We start from the raw sequence: 17,773 nt of genomic DNA on the forward strand, positions 1-17,773 counted from the left end.
CCCGACGTGCACGCCGCGCTCGAACGAGGCTGTCGCGTCGCCGACATCGGCTGCGGAGGCGGCGTCGCCCTCGAAGCGATGGCGCGCCGTTTCCCCAACTCGCAGTTCCACGGCTACGACCCGTCGACGCACGCCATCGCCCGGGCGCGGGACCGTCTCGCCGAAGTCGAGAACGCCTGGGCCGACGTCGGCCGGGCCGAGGACCTCGCCCAGGACGCCCTGCTCGCCGCGCTCGAGCAGTGGCCGCGTGACGGGGTCCCGGCCAATCCCGGCGCCTGGCTCACCGCCGTCGCCCGCCGCCGCTGGATCGACCAGGTGCGCCGCGACGTCGTCCACGACCGCACGCTGGTCGAGGTCGGGCGTGGGCAGGCCGAGGCCGACGATCCGATCGACGCCGCCGAGTTCGACGAGCACGTCGACGACGACGTGCTGCGGCTGATCTTCACCGCCTGCCACCCCGTGCTGCCCCGCGAGGCGCGCACCGCGCTCACCCTGCGGCTGGTCGGGGGCCTCACCACCGAGCAGATCGCCCGGGCTTTTCTCGTCCAGACCACCGCGATGGCCGCCCGCATCACCCGGGCCAAGAAGACCCTCGCCGACGCGAAGGTGCCGTTCGAGGTGCCGGTCGGGACGGAACTGGCCGGCCGGCTCGCGTCCGTGCTCGAGGTCGTCTACCTGATCTTCAACGAGGGCTACTCGGCGACGGCGGGCGAGGCGCTGGTGCGGCGCGAGCTCTGCGACGAAGCGATGCGGCTCGGACGCATGCTGGCCGCCCTCGCCCCGCACGAACCCGAGGCCCACGCCCTGGTGGCGCTGATGGAGATCCAGGCGTCACGGCTGCCCACCCGCACGGCGCCCGACGGCACCGTCGTCACCCTGCTCGACCAGGACCGCAGCCGCTGGGACCGCCTGCTCATCACCCACGGCCTCGCGGCGCTGGCCCGCGCCGAGGCGCTGGTGCCCGCCGAGGCGGCCGGCTCGTACCTGCTGCAGGCGCAGGTCGCCGCATGTCACGCCCGGGCCGCGAGGGCCGACGACACCGACTGGGCCCGCATCGCCGCGATCTACGGCGTGCTCGCCGAGCGCACCGGCTCGCCGGTCGTCGAGCTGAACCGCGCGGTCGCGGTGTCGATGGCCGACGGCGCTGCCGCCGCGCTGCCGATCGTCGACGCGCTCGCCGCCCGGCCGGAACTGCGGCGCTACCACCTGCTGCCGAGCGTGCGGGGCGACCTGCTCTCACGCCTGGGCCGCACCGACGAGGCCCGCGCCGAGTTCGAACGCGCCGCCGCGATGACCGCGAACGAGCGCGAGCGCGCCCACCTGCTCGCCCGCGCGGCGAACGGGTGACCGGTCAGCCGGCCAGCTCGATCACGGGGGCTGTCGCCGGCACCACGCTCGGCGCGGCGACCAGGCCCGGTGCGGCGACCGCGTCGACGTCCGCCACGCCGGCGCCCGCGGCGGCCGGCAGCCACAGTTCGGCGCGCCGTGGCCGGGCGGCGCCGCCGCGTCCCTCGGCCTGCACACGCAGGCGGCGCGCGCGCAGCCGCCCGGTGCCGCTGCCGATGCCGACCCAGGTGCCGTCGGTGGCCTGCAGCCGCACGTCGGCGCCCGGCCAGGTCTCGCCGCCGGTCAGGTACGGCACGAGCACGGCGTCGCGCGTGCGCACCCGCGCGGCGAGTCGGCGCACGTCGCCGGGCACGATCCGCGCCGGCGGCCGGGCGGCCACGATGTCGACGGCGTCGAGCAGGGCGCCGACCGCGGTCGTCCAGCCAGCACCGGGCGCGGGCACGATCGCCACGCGCCCCAGGTCGACGCCGTACTCGGCCAGCGCCTCGGCGCTCACCGGCGGGAACCCGACCAGCGCGCACCACGCGCCGTCGGCCGAGGCGGCACCGAGCAGCGCGAACAGCAGCGACAGCGATCCGCCGACGCCGACCGTGCTGCCGCGACGCAGCCCGTCCGGCAGTACCCGGCGCAGGGCAGGATGGACGGGGAGGGGCGGGGCGCCCCGGCCACCGGGGCGCAGCAGGGCCGGGTCGACGGTCACCGTCCCGTCGGCCTTGCGCAGCGCCACATCCAGCATGACACCGAGCATCGAACACGCGTTCGATGAAGTCAAGTGAGGTGCCGATGACCGAGCAGACCGAGCAACCCGAGCAGACGCTCTTCGACGCCCTCGGCGGCCTGCCCGGCGTCACCGCACTGGCCGAGGCGTGGCACCAGCGGGTGCTCGCCGACCCCATCGTCGAACACGCCTTCAGCCATGGCTTCGACCCCCACCACACCGAGCGGCTCGCGGCCTACTGGGCCGAGGCGCTCGGCGGCCCGCCGCTGTGGACGCAGCAGGTCGGCAGCGACGAGTCGGCCGTGGTGCGGCTGCACAGCGGCAACGGCGACCACCCCGAGATGGACGCGGCCGCGATCGCCTGCTTCGACCAGGCGCTGGCCGACGTCGGCGCGGGCCTCGCCTCGCGCGGGTGCTGCACGACTACTTCGCCTGGACGACCACCACCACGATGACGGCCTTCCCACGCTCGCCCGACGACGTGCCCGACGGCCTGCCGCTGCCGCACTGGTCATGGGACGGGCTCGTGGGCGAGGGCGACCTGGAACAATCCCGCGGGTGAACCGTCATGAGTTCCTGCAGGGACTGCACACCAAGCTCAAGCCGCGCACGTACCTCGAGACCGGCATCAACGACGGCAAGAGCCTGGCGCTGTCGCGGGTGCCGAGCATCGGCATCGACCCGGCGTTCGCGATCACGCAGGAACTGCAGGCCGACGTCCACCTCGTGCGCACGACCAGTGACGAGTTCTTCGCCCGCTCCGAGCCGCTCGCGCACCTGCCGATCCCGGTGCTCGACCTCGCCTTCATCGACGGCATGCACCTGGCCGAGTACGCGCTGCGCGACTACCTCGGCGTCGAACGCTTCACCACCGCGTCCAGCGTCGTGGTCTTCGACGACATGCTGCCCCGCACCATCGACGAGGCGGCGCGCAAGCGGCACACCCACTTCTGGACCGGCGACGTCTACAAGGCCGCCGAGGCGCTGCGCGAGCAGCGGCCCGACCTGATCGTGCTCGAGGTCGACACCCAGCCGACCGGCGTCGTCGTCGTGCTGCTGCCCGACGCCTCGCGCGACGGCGTGCTGCCGGGCTACGACGACTGGATGGACGTCGCGATGGCGCCCGACCCGCAGGACGTGCCGCAGGCGGTGCTCACCCGGTCGCGCGCGCTGAACCCCGAGACGCTGCTCGCCAGCAAGGGCTGGGCCGAGCTGCGCCGGCTGCGCGGCCGGCCGGACACGCCGCAGCTGCGCGAGCGCATCCGGGCCGCGTTCGGCGACGTCGTGCGCTGACCGGTCCGGTCAGCTCGGCCGCACGCGCTTGGCCAGCTTGCGCAGCGACCGGCGGGCGGCGTCGGCCCGGTCCGGCGGCAGGGCCAGCAGGGCGCGCTCGGCCACGCGACGCGGCACCGACGCCCGGGCCGCGGCGTGCGGCGTCGGCAGCCGCGAGGGCAGCGGGCGCGCGCCGTAGAGCAGCACCAGCGGCCGGGCGCCCTGCACGAGCAGCCGGGCCTCGACGGCCTGCGACGCGCCGTCGGCGGTGAGGGCGATCGTCCAGGCGCCGTCGACCAGGCCGGCGCGAGGGCCGCGCAGCACGATGCGGTCGCCGTCGGCCGTCGCCGTGAAGTCGACCGCGCGGCGGCCCTTCCGCAGCCGAGCGCTGAGTGAGCCGCCGGGCACCACTGCGGCACCCAGCACGATCTCGACCGCGTCGCCGCGCAGGCGGGCGTGGCTGTCCTCGAGGGTGATGTCGACGGGGGAGGCGGCGGACGTCATGCCCGCCAACCTAGCGCCCTGCTACTCGGCCAGTTCGACGTCGAGGTCGGCGTCGTCGGCGCGCACCTTGTCGGGGTGCAGGAAGACGAACCGCTTGTACGCCCAGAACCGGAACAACGTGCCGATGCCGATCGAGACGAGCTTCACCAGCAGCACGACGCCGCTGTCGTGGCCGTAGTCGAGCCCGTAGACGAACAGCGCGATCATCGCCTCGCTGAAGCCGAGGGCGATGAGGTTGATGCCGAAGAAGAACGAGGTCTCGCGGCCGATGCTCGTGCGCGCCCGGTGCGAGAACGACCAGTGCCGGTTGCCGAAGTAGGCGAACGCGGTCGACACGATGGTCGAGATGAAGTTGGCCTTGAGGGCGCCGTGCGGGGCCAGCCAGGTGAACAGCCCGAAGTCGATCACGAACGAGAGCGCGCCGACCACGCCGAAGGCTGCGATCTCCTTGGCCAGGACGCGCCACGAACTCCGCAGGTGATCGCGGAGCGAGGAGCTGGACACCATCGTCATGATGCCCGAACGCTACCCGGGGCGCGGCCGAAATACCCCGAGCCGCACAGGCGCGGGTCAGGCGGTACGGGCGCCTCGGTAGTCTGCCCGCCGTGGACGCCCGCACCGGTTTGCCCGTCGTCGGCATGGTCGGCGCCGGCCAGTTGGCCCGGATGACGCAGCAGGCCGCGATCCCGCTCGGCCAGTCGCTGCGCGTGCTCGCCGTGAACGCCGACGACGGCGCCGCGCTCGTCTGCGCCGACGTCGTGCTCGGCGACCACCGCGACCTCGACGCCCTGCGCCGCTTCGCGACCGGCTGCGACGTCGTCACCTGGGACCACGAGCACGTGCCGAACGAGCACATCCGCGCCCTGGCCGCCGACGGCGTCGTGGTGCACCCGGGTGCCGACGCGTTGCAGTACGCGCAGGACAAGGGGCTCATGCGCACCCGCCTCAGCGAGCTCGGCGTGCCCTGCCCGCGGTGGCGCCGGATCGGCTCGCGCGAGGACCTGCAGTCCTTCGGGGACGAGGTGGGCTGGCCGCTCGTGCTTAAGGCTGCGCGCGGCGGCTACGACGGCAAGGGCGTCTGGGTCGTCGACCGGCCCGAGGACGCGGCCGAGCTGCTCGCGTCCGGCACCGAACTGGTCGGCGAGGAGAAGGTGGCGATCCGGCGCGAGCTGGCCGCCGACGTCGCCCGCTCGCCGTTCGGCCAGGGCGCCACCTGGCCGGTCGTCGAGACCGTGCAGCAGGACGGCATCTGCGTCGAGGTGATCGCGCCGGCGCCGTCGCTGCCCGAGGACGTCGCCGACGAGGCGCAGCAGCTGGCCCTGCGGATCGCCGGCGAGCTGGGCGTCACCGGCGTGCTCGCCGTCGAGCTGTTCGAGACGACCGACGGCCGGCTGCTGGTGAACGAGCTCGCGATGCGTCCGCACAACTCGGCGCACTGGACGATCGAGGGCTCGCGCACGTCGCAGTTCGAGCAGCACCTGCGCGCCGTGCTCGACTACCCGCTCGGCTCGACCGCGCCGACCGCCCGCTGGACGGTGATGGCCAACCTGCTCGGCGGCCCCGACGACGTCGAGCCGAAGGGCATCGACGAGCGCGTGCACCACTTCATGGCGCACTTCCCGGACGTGAAGCTGCACCTCTACGGCAAGGGCATGCGCCCCGGACGCAAGGTGGGCCACGTGACGGCGTGCGGCGAGGACCTCGAGGACCTGCGCGCCCGCACCCGCGCCGCCGCCGAGTACCTCATGAACGGGGGCGAGCTGTGATGATCACACCCGCAGGCACACCAGGGTGTGCACCCGTGCGTGATCATCGCGGGGTCGCGGCATGACCGCGCCCGTCGTCGGCGTGATTATGGGGTCGGACAGCGACTGGCCGGTGATGTCGCTCGCCGCCGAGGCGCTGGCCGAGTTCGACGTGCCGTTCGAGGCGCACGTCGTCAGCGCGCACCGCACGCCGGTCGGGATGGTCGAGTACGCGCAGGCCGCCGCCGGCCGCGGGCTCAAGGTGATCATCGCCGGCGCCGGGGGCGCGGCGCACCTGCCCGGCATGGTCGCGTCGCTGACCCCGCTGCCGGTCATCGGCGTGCCGGTGCCGCTCAAGCACCTCGACGGCATGGACTCGCTGCTGTCCATCGTCCAGATGCCGGCGGGTGTGCCGGTCGCGACGGTGTCGGTCGCCGGCGCGCGGAACGCGGGGCTGCTCGCGGTGCGCATCCTCGCGACCGCCGACCCCGCGCTGACAGAGCGGATGCTCGCGTTCCAGGGCGAACTCGCCGAATCCGCCCGGGCGAAGGACGCCGCGCTGCAGCAGCGCCTGGTCGACTGACCGTCAGGGCTGAACGGGGGCTGTCCCTGAGGTGGACAGCCGGCGACGATCCGTAAAGTGATGTGATGATCCGCCGTCGCATCCCGGATCGGCTGCGGACCCGCACCGGCGCCGCCGTCGCCGTGGTCGTCCTGTTGCTCGTCGTGGCCGGGGTCGTCGCGATCGCGCGCAGCGGTTCGCCGACGATCCGCACGAGCAGCCAGATGATCACCGGGACGCCCGAGGGCAGCACTCCGGTGCAGCTCGACACCACGCTGTACCTGCCCGAGACCACGCCCGCGCCGGCGGTGCTGCTCGCGCACGGGTTCGGCGGCACGAAGCAGTCGGTCGCGTCCGTGGCGCGCTCGCTGGCCGGCCGCGGCTACGTCGTGCTGACCTGGACGGCGCGCGGCTTCGGCCGGTCGGGCGGGCTCATCCACCTCGATGCGCCGGCCTACGAGGTGCACGACGCGTCGCTGCTCGTGTCGTGGCTGCAGCAGCGACCCCAGGTCGACCGCAACAGGATCGCCGTCGCGGGCGCGTCGTACGGCGGCGGGCTGGCGCTGCTGCTCGCCGGCACCGACCCGCGCATCAAGGCCGTCGCCGCCGACATCACGTGGAACGACCTCGGCCACGCGCTCTTCCCGAACAACGCCGGCACGTCGCCCGGTGTCTTCAAGAAGCTCTGGGCGGGCTACCTGTTCTCGGGCGGCTTCGGGAACCTGGGCTCCGGCTCGCTCGGCTCGCTGGGCGGGCTCGGCGGGGCGGGCGGCCAGGGCGGCCCCGGTCCCGACGCGGCGCCGGCCGGCGGCGCGACGACCGGTTCGCTCGAGTGCGGCCGCTTCGCCCCGGCCATCTGCGCCGGGTACCAGCAGGCCGCGCAGACCGGCACGCCCGACGCCTCGCTGCTCGCGCTGCTCCACGCGTCCAGCCCGGCGACCGTGCTCGACCGGATCAAGGCCCCGACGCTGGTGAGCCAGGGCGAGCAGGACTCGCTGTTCCCGCTGTCGGAGGCGGACGCGAACGCGCGCGGCATCGCCGCGAACGGCACGCCGGTGAAGGTGGTCTGGCGCGCGGGCGGCCACGACGACCCCAGCACGGACATGAACGTCGGCCAGGTCGCGACCTGGTTCGACGACGTCTTCGCCGGCCGGGTGCAGGGCACGCAGCCGTTCCAGCTCACCACGCAGCGCGGCGCCGTGCAGACCTCCACCGGACGCCGGCGCGAGCAGCTGCTGCAGGCGCCCGGGTACCCGGGCATCGACGGCACGGCGCAGCCCTCGATCCGCGTGACGCTGGCGGGCGGCCCGCAGACCATCGCCGCCCCCGCCGGCGGCAACCCCGCGGCGATCAACGCGGTGCCCGGGCTCGGCGGCATCCTCGACCAGGCGCAGGGGCTCGGCATCGGCGTCGCGCAGCTGTCCGGCGTGCCCGGTCAGACGGCGGTGTTCGTGTCGCCGGCCGTGCCGAGGGCGGTCACGATCGCCGGTTCGACGACGGTGCAGCTGCGGGTGACCGCGCACAAGGCGGGCGACGCGGTGCTGTTCGCCGGCCTGCGCGACGTCGGGCCCGGTGGCGTCGTGCTGCCGTCCAATCTCGTCGCGCCGATCCGCGTGCCGTCGATGCGGGCCGGGGAGACGCGCACGGTGACGGTGCACCTGCCGACGGTCGTGCGGCCGGTGCCCGCCGGTGACCGGCTCGCGCTGAGCGTGGGCACGACCGACCTCGCGTTCCAGTCGCCGGGCGACCCGCGCACGTACACCGTGGCGCTGGCCGGCGGTTCGGCCGCGGCGGTGAGCGTGCCGACGACCGACGCCAAGGTGATCCGCACCGGGCACCCGCTGGTGTGGCTGCTCGTCGGCGCGCTCGTCGCGCTGGTCTGCCTGCTCGTGGTGGCGTTCGAACTGCGCCGGCGGCGGCGGATCGTCAAGCCAGACGCGTCCCTGCGCGAGGTGCCGGTGGCGATCAACGGCCTCGTCAAGGAGTACGCCGGCGGTTACCGCGCCGTCGACGGCATCAGCTTCCAGGTGCAGCGCGGGCAGGTCGTCGGCCTGCTCGGGCCGAACGGCGCGGGCAAGACGACCGCGCTGCGCGTGCTGGTCGGGCTGATCACGCCGACCGAGGGCACGGTGCACGTCTTCGGCGAGCCGGTGCTGCCGGGCGCGCCGGTGCTCGCGCGCCTCGGCGCGTTCATCGAGGGCCCCGGCTTCCTGCCGCACCTGTCCGGACGCGACAACCTGCGCCTCTACTGGGCGGCGACCGGGCGGCCGGACGAGGACGCCGACTTCGAGACCGCCCTGGCGATCGCCGGGCTGGGGTCGTCGGTCGACCGGAAGGTGAAGACGTACAGCCACGGTATGAAGCAGCGGCTCGGCATCGCGCAGGCGATGCTCGGGCTGCCCGAGCTGCTCGTGCTCGACGAACCGACGAACGGCCTCGACCCGCCGCAGATCGCCGAGATGCGCGAGGTCATGCAGAGCTACGCGCAGACCGGACGCACCGTCGTCGTGTCGTCGCACCTGCTGGCCGAGGTCGAGCAGACCTGCACGCACGTCGTCGTCATGCACAAGGGGCAGGTGGTGGCGGCCGGTCCGACGGCCGAGATCGCCGGCGCCGGCGGGTTGCAGCTCGACGTCGCCGACCCGCACGCGGCCGCGGCCGTGCTGGCCGAGGCCGGGATCGAGGTCGAGCTGGTGCCCGCCCGGCGCGCGCTCGAGGACGTCTTCCTCGGACTCATCGGAGGTGAGGAATGACCGCTCCGACCGACGGACGCGTCGCCGCGACGCGCCGGGGTGTGCACGACCGGCTGATGCAGCTGCCGCCGGGCGAGCCGCCCGACTTCCGTCCACAACGGACGTTGCGGCTGCGCGTCGAGTTCGTGCGCCAGCTCAAGCGGCGGCGCACGCAGATCGCGTTCGGGTTGTTGTTGCTGCTGCCGATCCTGATCGCGACGGCCTTCAAGGTCGGCGGCGGCGCGGGGGCCGACGCGCCGGGCCTGGTGACGCTGGCGAACAACGGTGCGACCAACTTCGCGCTCTTCGCCGAGTTCGCGTCGGTCGGGTTCCTGCTCGTCGTGGTGGTCGCGCTGTTCTGCGGCGACACGGTCGCGTCCGAGGCGTCGTGGGCGTCGCTGCGGTACCTGCTCGCGCAGCCCGTGCCGCGCAACCGGCTGCTGCGGCAGAAGCTGATCGTCGCGGCCGCGCTGTCGGTGGCGGCGAACGTGCTGCTGCCGCTGTGGTCGGTGGTCGTCGGCGGCGTCTTCTTCGGCTGGGCGCCGGCCCGCTCGCCGCTCGGCGCGACGTTCACCGGCGGCGAGTCGGCCGCGCGGCTGGCGATCGTCGTGGCGTTCGTCTGCGGGCAGATGCTCCTCGTCGCGTCCCTGGCGTTCCTGCTGTCGGTGAGCGTCGACAACCCGCTCGGCGCCGTGGGCGGCGCGGTGCTGCTCGTCGTGGTGTCGAACATCCTCGACCAGATCACCGCGCTCGACCCGTACCGCAAGGTGCTGCCCACGCACTGGAACTACAGCTGGCTCGACGCCCTGCAGACCCCGATCGTCTGGGACGACATGCTCCGCGGCACGGGACTGGTGCTCATCTACGCGTCCGTGTTCCTCACCGTCGCCTGGCTCCGCTTCGACCGCAAGGACGTCACGAGCTGACCCCGTCGCCGCCCGTCCTCCCTGGGGTGACGGATCCCGTGCCACGGTGACGGACCAAGCCCGCGGGTGACGAATCAGGATGCCCGGTGACGGGAAATTCGCCGTCTCCGATCTTGCCCATTCGTCACTCGATCTTGGACGCGGTAGTGCTGCGCCAGCAGGTGCGGCGCGCGTTCGGACAGCAACTGCCTCACGTCGCTCACGACCTCGTGCATGCGAACGAATGCATGCGGCGCCGTGTAGATGCGCACCGCCCACTTCGCGCGGTTGAAGCCGAGCAGCTTGACCGAGTCCTTGACCCGCTGCGCGTCGTGGACGGCGCCGTTGTACTCGAGGGCGGTCGTCGCCTCCTCGTAGCTCAGGTCCGCCTCGCCGAGCCAGTCGCCGTTGTGGTCGTAGACGGTCTTGTTGACGTCGGGCTTGGGAAGTCCGGCCAGGACGATCGCGGCGCGGATCCGCGACTCGGGACGCGACTTCGACCGTGCATCGAGGTGCTTGAGGGCCTCGCGCGCGCGTGGCACGCCAGGCCGGCGCCCGGCTCGCCGCACCAGTTCAGTCATCGTGTCCAGGGACGCGCCGAGCCGCAGTGCCGAGTCGCCGGCCGCGATCAGGTCGTAGATGTCCAACACGGCCGCCAGGTGCACCCACGTCTGCTCGATGGTGGTCATCGGAAGGCCGGCCACGACGACGATCTGCGACGGATCGATCTGCAGCCGATGGGCGATCACGTCCCGGCGCTGGACGGACGTCGTGTACCGGCTACCGCGAACGTTGGCCGGCGTGCTCACTTCGACTCGCTCGAACGCGGGGAGCCACAGCCCATGGCGTTGCCCGCTCGTCCGGTGTGTCAGCACCGTGTCGTCCGGCATGGACGCGAGGTCCCGCGCGAGATCGGCGGTGCTCGGCGGCAGGTACGAGGGGTCGCTCTGGGCCATCGCGCCACTGTCCACCCCGCCGAACGGCCGAGCCCGACTTGTCCACAGGGCCGTGCGGCGTCCAGAACCTCGACGGTGACGTCCCTCAAGATCGGGTGACGGATCGGCGAGTCGGGAGACGCCAAAATCGCCGTCTCCCGATCTTGGGAATCGTCACCCGATCTTGAGGAACGTCACCGTGCAGGCCGATCCGTCACCGCAGGGCCGCGAGCGGGTGGCAGGGGCCAGGGGGACGACGGACGACGGGGCGGGGCGGGGCGGGGCGAGGGTCAGTCGCGGCCGTAGATGTCGCGGGTGTAGACCTTCGCGCGGACGTCCTCGAGGGCCGGGTCGTGCCGGTTCGCGATGATCACGTCGGCGCGGGCCTTGAACTCGTCCAGGTCGCGGACGACCTCGGAGTTGAAGAAGGTGTCCTCCTCGATCGCCGGCTCGTAGACGATCACCGGCACGCCCTTGGCCTTGATCCGCTTCATCACGCCCTGGATCGACGACGAGCGGAAGTTGTCCGACCCCGACTTCATGATCAGCCGGTACACGCCCACCACGGCGGGCGAGCGGCGCAGGATGTCCGCGGCGATGAAGTCCTTGCGCGTGGTGTTCGCGTCGACGATCGCGCTGATGAGGTTCTGCGGCACGTCGCGGTAGTTGGCCTGCAGCTGCTTGGTGTCCTTCGGCAGGCAGTAGCCGCCGTAGCCGAAGGACGGGTTGTTGTAGTGCGAGCCGATGCGCGGGTCGAGCCCAACGCCCTCGATGATCTGCGCGGTGTCCAGCCCGTGCGTCGCGGCGTACGTGTCGAGCTCGTTGAAGTACGCGACGCGTAGCGCCAGGAACGTGTTCGCGAACAGCTTGATCGCCTCGGCCTCGGTCGAGTCGGTCAGCAGCACCGGCACGTCCTTGTCGATCGCGCCCTCCAGCAGCAGCTCGGCGAACCGCGCCCCCGCCGCCGCGCGCGACCCCACGATGATCCGCGACGGGTGCAGGTTGTCGTGCAGCGCCCGGCCCTCGCGCAGGAACTCCGGCGAGAAGATGATGGACGCGCCGGGGTGCGCCTCCCGCATGCGCGCGGTGAACCCCACCGGCACGGTCGACTTGACGATGATCGTCGCCGCCGGGTTGATCGTCAGCACTGACTTGATCACCGACTCGACCGAGCCGGTGTCGAAGTAGTTGGTCACCGGGTCGTAGTCGGTCGGCGTCGCCACGATGACGTACTCGGCGCCGGCGTACGCCTCGTCGGGCGACAGCGTCGCCGTCAGCGACAGCGGCTTCGACGCCAGGTACTCGGACAGCTCGACGTCCTCGATCGGCGAGACGCGCCGGTTGATCAGCTCGACCTTCACCGGATTGACGTCGAGCGCCGTCACCTCGTTGTGCTGGGCCAGGATGACCGCGTTCGAGAGGCCGACGTAGCCGGTTCCGGCGACAGCGATGCGGAGGCGCGACATGGCTGAGAGCGTATCGGCGTCCGCGGGGTACGGCCGCCGTTCACGGGTAGGCCAACACGGTGACCCCCGACTCTGGTAGGCATCTCTCCATGGGCACCCCGACCGTGCAACCACTCATCGAACGCCCCGCCTGGACGGCACTGCGAGCCCACGCCGACCAGCTGCGCGGCACCACGCTGCGGCAGCTGTTCGACACCGACGAGGGACGCGGCACCCGCCTCACCGCCGAGGCCGTCGGCATCTACCTCGACTACAGCAAGAACCGCGTCACCGACGAGACGCTGCAGCTGCTGCGCCAACTGGCGACCGAGTCGCACCTCGCCGAGCACCGCGAGGCGATGTTCACCGGTCAGAAGATCAACATCACCGAGGACCGCGCCGTCCTGCACACCGCCCTGCGCGCCCCGGGCAACGCGGACATCCGCGTCGACGGCGTCAACGTCGTGCCGGCCGTGCACGAGGTGCTCGACCGCATGGCCGACTTCGCCGAGAAGATCCGCGCCCGCGAGTGGTACGGCCACACGAACCAGCCGATCACGAACATCGTCAACATCGGCATCGGCGGCAGCGACCTCGGCCCGGTCATGGCCTACGAGGCGCTCAAGCACTTCAGCGACCGCGGCCTCACGTTCCGCTTCGTCAGCAACGTCGACGGCACCGACTTCGCCGAGGCCACCCGCGACCTCGACCCTGCGCAGACGCTGTTCATCGTCGCGTCCAAGACCTTCACCACGCTCGAGACGATGACGAACGCGCACACCGCGCGGCAGTGGCTGCTCGACGCCTTCGGCGGTGACGAGAAGTCGATCGCGAAGCACGTCGTCGCGTTGTCGACGAACGCTGATGCGGTGAAGGCGTTCGGCATCGACGTCATGAACATGTTCGGCTTCTGGGACTGGGTCGGCGGCCGCTACTCGATGGACAGCGCCATCGGCCTGTCGACGATGATCGCGATCGGTCCGGTGAACTTCCGCGCGATGCTCGACGGCTTCCACGCCATGGACGAGCACTTCCGCACCGCGCCGCTCGAGGAGAACCTGCCGGTCATCCTCGGCCTGCTCACCGTCTGGTACGCCGACTTCTTCGACGCGCAGACGCAGGCGGTGCTGCCGTACGACCAGTACCTCAAGCGGTTCCCGGCCTACCTGCAGCAGTTGACAATGGAGAGCAACGGCAAGCACGTCACGCTCGACGGCGCGCGGGTCGACTACGCCACCAGCCCGGTCTACTGGGGCGAGCCCGGCACGAACGGGCAGCACAGCTTCTACCAGCTGATCCACCAGGGCACCGAGCTGATCCCGGTCGACTTCATCGGGTTCGCCAACAGCCTCAATCCGATCGGCGAGCACCACGACCTGCTCAACGCCAACGTCTTCGCCCAGGGCGAGGCGCTCGCGTTCGGCAAGACCGCCGAACAGGTGAAGGCCGAGGGCACGCCCGACTGGCTCGTCCCACACCGTGTCTTCGACGGCAACCGGCCGAGCAACACCATGCTGCTCGACCACCTCACCCCGTTCGCGCTCGGCAGCCTCATCGCGCTCTACGAGCACAGCGTCTTCGTCCAGGGCACGATCTGGTCGATCAACTCCTTCGACCAGTGGGGTGTCGAGCTCGGCAAGGTGCTCGCGAAGAAGGTGGCGGACGAACTGAGTTCGGACGCCGACCCCGACCTGCAGCACGACAGCTCCACCAACGAACTCATCCGCCGCTACCGCGCGGCCCGTCGGAAGGCATAGCAATGCAGCTGGGCATGGTCGGTCTGGGGCGCATGGGCGCCAACATCGTCCGGCGCATCATGCGCGACGGGCATACCGCGGTCGCCTACGACACCAGCGCCGACACCGTCGCGCAGCTGGCGAGTGAGGGCGCCGTCGGCGCGAACACGCTCGAGGAGTTCGTGCAGGCCCTCGAGCGGCCGCGCGCGATCTGGGTGATGATCCCGGCCGGCATCACCGGCAAGGTCGTCGACCAGCTCGCCGAGCTGCTCGACGACGGCGACATCATCATCGACGGCGGCAACAGCAACTACCGCGAGGACATCGACCGCGCCGAGAAGCTGAAGCCGAAGGGCATCCACTACGTCGACGTCGGCACGTCCGGCGGCGTGTGGGGTCTCGAGCGCGGCTACTGCCTCATGATCGGCGGCGAGGACGAGGTGGTGCGCCACCTCGACCCGATCTTCAAGTCGATCGCCCCCGGCCTCGGTGAGATCGAGCGGACGCGGGGCAAGAGCGGTGAGCCGTCGCGGGCCGAGCAGGGCTACCTGCACTGCGGGCCGAACGGCGCCGGTCACTTCGTGAAGATGGTCCACAACGGCATCGAGTACGGCATCATGGCCGCCTACGCCGAGGGACTCAACGTGCTGCACCACGCCAACGCCGGCAAGGTGCAGGCGGGCGAGCACAGCGCCGAGGTCACCCCGCTCGACCAGCCGCAGTACTACCAGTACGACATCGACATCGCCGAGGTCACCGAGGTGTGGCGGCGGGGGTCGGTGGTCGCGTCCTGGCTGCTCGACCTCACTGCCGACGCGCTGTCGACGAACCCGACCCTCGACGGCTTCGGCGGGCGGGTGTCCGACTCGGGCGAGGGTCGCTGGACGGTCAAGGCGGCCATCGACGAGGGCGTGCCCGTGCCCGTGCTGTCCGCCGCGCAGTTCGCGCGGTTCTCGAGCCGCGGCGAGGCGCTCTACGCCGACAAGCTGCTCTCGGCCCTGCGCAAGGAGTTCGGCGGGCACGTCGAGCTGCCGACCGGCGAGTAGCCGCCCACTGCATAGGACGCCGCCGAATCCGATGTCGGCGGCGTCCCATGACCGATTGGTTTCACCACCGGACGAGCTTCGCCGCGGTCGCCCGGGATGCGGTGGTGTGCGACATGCCGCGGTCTCAGCACGACCGAGGTCATGGTGCGAAGGCGGCAGAGTCCGCAGCGCGCTCGCAGCCGTCGGGCGCTCGATCGACCCCGCCATTCGCTTGCCCGCCGCACCGCGGCGGACAGTCGCTCGCTGGCGCAGAGGCGGGCACAAACGCCGTGCGCTTCGGCGGGTCTCTCTGGCCCAACGGGCCCGATCGCCCAGAGGGCGTTCGACCTCAATTGGCACGACTCGACCGCTTCCCGTTGACCATTTGGAGGGCGTTGCCGAGCCTGGAAATCGCAACCCAGGAGTATCGGCGAGAGGTTGCGTCCAACCATGGGGGAGTTGTCGTGACCGAGATGCAGGAGTCGCAGTGGCTGCACGACGGTGAGGCGGCGTTCGAGCGCTACCTCGCTGCGATCGAGCTGCTCGACACAACGCCGCTTCGTCGCCGGCCGGCAGCGATGATCGGTCTTGGCCTGTGCGGTCTGTTGGCAATTCCCGTCTTCGTGATCGAAGTGCCGATTGCGCTCCTCCTGCTCTTGCTGCTCACCGTCCTTCGGCTCATCGTGCCTCGCCGCACGATCGTCGTCGAAGGCCTGGGTTGCCGCGTAATCTGACCGAGCACCGAGTCGAGGCCCGATCCAGCCGCATGCGCTCTCGCATGCGGCTGCATTGTCTTCACGCTCCCCATCGACGTAGTCCATTCCTTACCAGCGGCACTTCGAGGCATGAAATGACGTGGACGTGCGGCCGCTTGTGGCCAACCCGCCCATTACACAGCGTCACTAGGACCAAGTACCCATGATCGTTCGGACTTCCGCGCCTAGGTCTTGCTGAGGTGCGACCGCAAGCTTGTGTCAGCCAAACGGCAAAGCGGGAAGATCGATGCGGACAGGGACGATCCCCGCGATTCTCAATTCTCCAAGTGGGGGTACATCCGCATGTCCAAGATCACCAAGAAGACCGCGCTCATCGTCGGTGGGGCCACCGTCGCCGTCGCCATCGGCGGCGGCGCCGCGTTCGCGTACTGGAGCACCAGCGGCTCGGGCACGGGATCGGCCACCACCTCGGCCGGTGCCGCCAACCTGTCGATCGCGCAGACGAGCACGATCAGCAACATGTACCCGGGCGACACCGCGCAGACGATCTCCGGCACCGTCACGAACAACGCCGCGAACAGCGCCTACGTCAAGCAGGTCGTCGTGTCGATCGCGAGCGTCACCCAGGCTTCCGGCGCCAGCGCCAACGGCAGCTGCGACGCCACCGACTACACGCTCAGCAACGCGACCATGAGCGTCGGTCAGGATGTCGCGGCGGGCGGGACGGCGAACTTCAGCGGGGCGACGATCAAGTTCAATAACAAGGCGAGCAACCAGGACGGCTGCAAGGGCGCGACCGTCAACCTGGCCTACGCCGCCAGCTGACGTTCCTAGTTCGACATCCGTGGGGGAGGTGGCTCGATGCTGCAACGCTTGATCGGTCGGGTCACCCGACTCTCACCGAAGCAGGCTTTCGTGGCCGCGACCGCGTTGCTCATGACGCTCGGCGTCCTCACCGCGGTCGCGGCCTCGGCCAACCCCGCGCCGAACAGCCCGAACATTTCGAGCGGTCCGGCGAATCCGAGCCCTGACGGCTCAGCCAAGTTCGTCTTCGCCAGTTCGACTTCGGGCGTCGCCTACAAGTGCGCGCTCGACAGTGCGGCTTTCGCCGGCTGCACGAGTCCTGTCAGCTATGCCGCGCTCGCGCTCGGCAACCACATGTTCAATGTGCGAGCAACCCAGGGCGATAAGACGAGCGGCACCACATCTTTCGGCTGGACCGTTCAGGTCGCCAGACCGAATCTGACGGCCAACGTCATGCCGGCCACCCAGTCGACGTCGGTGACCTTCATCTTCACGAACGGTCAGGCGGGCATCACGTATCTGTGCTCCGTCGACGGATCTGCTGCGAGCACGTGCGCGAGTCCGTTGACGCTGAACAACCTGACCGAGCGGGCGCACACCTTCTCCGTCGTCGCCCGCAGCGCGCTCGCGACCAGCACGCCGGCGTCGTTCACCTGGTCTGTGGACCGGACGCCGCCGCCGGCGCCCAAGATCAGCTCTGCGCCCGTCAACACGACGAGCACCGCCGCGTCCGTCGCATTCACCGACAGCGAGTCGGGCGTGACGTACCGCTGCTCGCTCGATGGCACAACGCCGTCGGCCTGTACCAGTCCATCTGCGTACAGCGGCCTGGCAGTGGGCATGCATTCCGTCGCCGTCGCCGCCGTCGATGCCGCCGGCAATGTGAGCCCGACTACGAGCGCCGCTTGGACGGTGCAGCAACCGCCGCAGCCCGTCTCGGGGTCGAACATCACGCTCGCCGGCTCGGTGACCAGGCAGCTGGCGCCGGGGCTCTCGGCCCCGCTCGACGTGTCGATCACCAATCCGAACAACTTCGACGTTGTCGTCAGCAATCTGCAGATCACCGTGAACCCGAGGACGACCAAGGCTGGACAAAGCAATCCGCAGTGCGACGGCCCTACCAACCTCAAGATCACACAATTCTCGGGCGCCGCGTTCAAGGTCAAGGAAAGTCGGACCCTGACCCTCTCGGCACTTGGTATCGCGCAAAGCCAGTGGCCCGTCGTGACAATGCCGGACCTGCCGACGAATCAGGACGCGTGCAAGAGTACGACGTTCACTTACACCTACGCCGCGACGGTCACGAGGGGACAGTCATGACCCGGCG

17 protein-coding genes are annotated in these 17,773 nt (G+C 71.0%); 12 read left to right on the plus strand and 5 right to left on the minus strand.

All coding sequences use genetic code 11. The features are described from left to right. Positions 1-1,347, plus strand: a 1,347-nt coding sequence (locus ACTHMS_RS20165; RefSeq protein ID WP_440308452.1) for a DUF6596 domain-containing protein, incomplete at its 5' end; no start/stop codon positions are given. A 4-nt stretch (positions 1,348-1,351) separates the two neighbouring features. On the opposite strand, the gene ACTHMS_RS20170 is transcribed toward ACTHMS_RS20165, so the two are convergent. Next, positions 1,352-2,083, minus strand: coding sequence for a hypothetical protein (locus ACTHMS_RS20170; RefSeq protein ID WP_440308453.1), 732 nt, complete (start codon positions 2,081-2,083; stop codon positions 1,352-1,354). Between the two features lie 47 nt (positions 2,084-2,130). Between ACTHMS_RS20170 and ACTHMS_RS20175 the strand changes: the two genes are divergently transcribed. Next, on the plus strand, positions 2,131-2,520 hold the full coding sequence (locus tag ACTHMS_RS20175) for a globin domain-containing protein (RefSeq protein ID WP_440308454.1): 390 nt from the start codon (positions 2,131-2,133) through the stop codon (positions 2,518-2,520). A 103-nt stretch (positions 2,521-2,623) separates the two neighbouring features. Further along, the gene (locus tag ACTHMS_RS20180; RefSeq protein WP_440308455.1) at positions 2,624-3,358 is read left to right on the plus strand and encodes a class I SAM-dependent methyltransferase; all 735 of its coding nucleotides are present in this window, start codon (positions 2,624-2,626) and stop codon (positions 3,356-3,358) included. A gap of 9 nt (positions 3,359-3,367) precedes the next feature. Here ACTHMS_RS20180 and ACTHMS_RS20185 read toward each other — a convergent pair whose 3' ends face one another. Beyond that, entirely contained in the window at positions 3,368-3,841 is a 474-nt protein-coding gene (locus ACTHMS_RS20185; protein WP_440308456.1) for a hypothetical protein, read from the minus strand. Positions 3,842-3,862: 21 nt separating this feature from the next. Next, on the minus strand, positions 3,863-4,354 hold the full coding sequence (locus tag ACTHMS_RS20190; RefSeq protein WP_440308457.1) for a GtrA family protein: 492 nt from the start codon (positions 4,352-4,354) through the stop codon (positions 3,863-3,865). Between the two features lie 92 nt (positions 4,355-4,446). Between ACTHMS_RS20190 and ACTHMS_RS20195 the strand changes: the two genes are divergently transcribed. The 4 genes from ACTHMS_RS20195 (at position 4,447) to ACTHMS_RS20210 (ending at position 9,806) form a co-directional block, all read left to right on the plus strand. Next, positions 4,447-5,607 carry a 5-(carboxyamino)imidazole ribonucleotide synthase gene (locus ACTHMS_RS20195; protein ID WP_440308458.1) on the plus strand — a complete coding sequence of 387 codons (1,161 nt, stop codon included), beginning with the start codon at positions 4,447-4,449 and terminating at the stop codon, positions 5,605-5,607. Between the two features lie 61 nt (positions 5,608-5,668). Next, positions 5,669-6,169 carry a 5-(carboxyamino)imidazole ribonucleotide mutase gene (gene purE / locus ACTHMS_RS20200; protein ID WP_440308459.1) on the plus strand — a complete coding sequence of 167 codons (501 nt, stop codon included), beginning with the start codon at positions 5,669-5,671 and terminating at the stop codon, positions 6,167-6,169. Positions 6,170-6,234: 65 nt separating this feature from the next. Further along, positions 6,235-8,901, plus strand: a complete 2,667-nt coding sequence (locus ACTHMS_RS20205; RefSeq protein WP_440308460.1) for an alpha/beta fold hydrolase — start codon at positions 6,235-6,237, stop codon at positions 8,899-8,901. Continuing rightward, complete coding sequence (locus tag ACTHMS_RS20210; RefSeq protein WP_440308461.1) at positions 8,898-9,806, plus strand: ABC transporter permease; 909 nt, start codon at positions 8,898-8,900, stop codon at positions 9,804-9,806. Before ACTHMS_RS20205 ends, ACTHMS_RS20210 begins: the two co-directional genes overlap by 4 nt. 74 nt (positions 9,807-9,880) lie before the next feature. Here ACTHMS_RS20210 and ACTHMS_RS20215 read toward each other — a convergent pair whose 3' ends face one another. Together ACTHMS_RS20215 and ACTHMS_RS20220 are read right to left on the minus strand one after the other, a co-directional pair. Continuing rightward, a complete protein-coding gene (locus ACTHMS_RS20215; protein WP_440308462.1) occupies positions 9,881-10,741 on the minus strand; it encodes a hypothetical protein in 861 nt (286 codons plus the stop codon). A gap of 269 nt (positions 10,742-11,010) precedes the next feature. Beyond that, positions 11,011-12,186, minus strand: a complete 1,176-nt coding sequence (locus ACTHMS_RS20220; RefSeq protein ID WP_440308463.1) for a nucleotide sugar dehydrogenase — start codon at positions 12,184-12,186, stop codon at positions 11,011-11,013. Between the two features lie 89 nt (positions 12,187-12,275). On the opposite strand from ACTHMS_RS20220, the gene pgi reads away from it, so the two are divergent. The 5 genes from pgi to ACTHMS_RS20245 all read left to right on the plus strand — a co-directional run bounded on the left by pgi (position 12,276) and on the right by ACTHMS_RS20245 (position 17,766). Further along, positions 12,276-13,922 carry a glucose-6-phosphate isomerase gene (pgi, locus tag ACTHMS_RS20225; protein ID WP_440308464.1) on the plus strand — a complete coding sequence of 549 codons (1,647 nt, stop codon included), beginning with the start codon at positions 12,276-12,278 and terminating at the stop codon, positions 13,920-13,922. Between the two features lie 2 nt (positions 13,923-13,924). Continuing rightward, positions 13,925-14,947, plus strand: coding sequence for a phosphogluconate dehydrogenase (NAD(+)-dependent, decarboxylating) (gene gnd, locus ACTHMS_RS20230; RefSeq protein ID WP_440308465.1), 1,023 nt, complete (start codon positions 13,925-13,927; stop codon positions 14,945-14,947). 443 nt (positions 14,948-15,390) lie between these two features. Continuing rightward, on the plus strand, positions 15,391-15,660 hold the full coding sequence (locus tag ACTHMS_RS20235) for a hypothetical protein (RefSeq protein WP_440308466.1): 270 nt from the start codon (positions 15,391-15,393) through the stop codon (positions 15,658-15,660). A 324-nt stretch (positions 15,661-15,984) separates the two neighbouring features. After that, positions 15,985-16,467, plus strand: a complete 483-nt coding sequence (locus tag ACTHMS_RS20240) for a hypothetical protein (protein WP_440308467.1) — start codon at positions 15,985-15,987, stop codon at positions 16,465-16,467. 36 nt (positions 16,468-16,503) lie between these two features. Then, positions 16,504-17,766: a hypothetical protein gene (locus tag ACTHMS_RS20245; protein WP_440308468.1), complete on the plus strand. Its 1,263-nt coding sequence runs from the start codon at positions 16,504-16,506 to the stop codon at positions 17,764-17,766. Positions 17,767-17,773: the final 7 nt, after the last annotated feature.

This window comes from Jatrophihabitans sp. (assembly GCF_051960575.1).
Classification (GTDB): domain Bacteria; phylum Actinomycetota; class Actinomycetes; order Mycobacteriales; family Jatrophihabitantaceae; genus JBQCEE01.

What these genes read in the sequence shown, in the direction of transcription:
- ACTHMS_RS20185 (WP_440308456.1), bottom strand. Translation starts at nt 3,841, where the DNA reads ATGACGTCCGCCGCCTCCCCCGTCGACATCACCCTCGAGGACAGCCAC.
- ACTHMS_RS20245 (WP_440308468.1), top strand. Translation starts at nt 16,504, where the DNA reads ATGCTGCAACGCTTGATCGGTCGGGTCACCCGACTCTCACCGAAGCAG.
- ACTHMS_RS20240 (WP_440308467.1), top strand. Translation starts at nt 15,985, where the DNA reads ATGTCCAAGATCACCAAGAAGACCGCGCTCATCGTCGGTGGGGCCACC.
- ACTHMS_RS20205 (WP_440308460.1), top strand. Translation starts at nt 6,235, where the DNA reads ATGATCCGCCGTCGCATCCCGGATCGGCTGCGGACCCGCACCGGCGCC.
- ACTHMS_RS20210 (WP_440308461.1), top strand. Translation starts at nt 8,898, where the DNA reads ATGACCGCTCCGACCGACGGACGCGTCGCCGCGACGCGCCGGGGTGTG.
- ACTHMS_RS20190 (WP_440308457.1), bottom strand. Translation starts at nt 4,354, where the DNA reads ATGACGATGGTGTCCAGCTCCTCGCTCCGCGATCACCTGCGGAGTTCG.
- pgi (WP_440308464.1), top strand. Translation starts at nt 12,276, where the DNA reads ATGGGCACCCCGACCGTGCAACCACTCATCGAACGCCCCGCCTGGACG.
- ACTHMS_RS20170 (WP_440308453.1), bottom strand. Translation starts at nt 2,083, where the DNA reads ATGCTGGATGTGGCGCTGCGCAAGGCCGACGGGACGGTGACCGTCGAC.
- ACTHMS_RS20175 (WP_440308454.1), top strand. Translation starts at nt 2,131, where the DNA reads ATGACCGAGCAGACCGAGCAACCCGAGCAGACGCTCTTCGACGCCCTC.
- ACTHMS_RS20220 (WP_440308463.1), bottom strand. Translation starts at nt 12,186, where the DNA reads ATGTCGCGCCTCCGCATCGCTGTCGCCGGAACCGGCTACGTCGGCCTC.
- purE (WP_440308459.1), top strand. Translation starts at nt 5,669, where the DNA reads ATGACCGCGCCCGTCGTCGGCGTGATTATGGGGTCGGACAGCGACTGG.
- ACTHMS_RS20215 (WP_440308462.1), bottom strand. Translation starts at nt 10,741, where the DNA reads ATGGCCCAGAGCGACCCCTCGTACCTGCCGCCGAGCACCGCCGATCTC.
- gnd (WP_440308465.1), top strand. Translation starts at nt 13,925, where the DNA reads ATGCAGCTGGGCATGGTCGGTCTGGGGCGCATGGGCGCCAACATCGTC.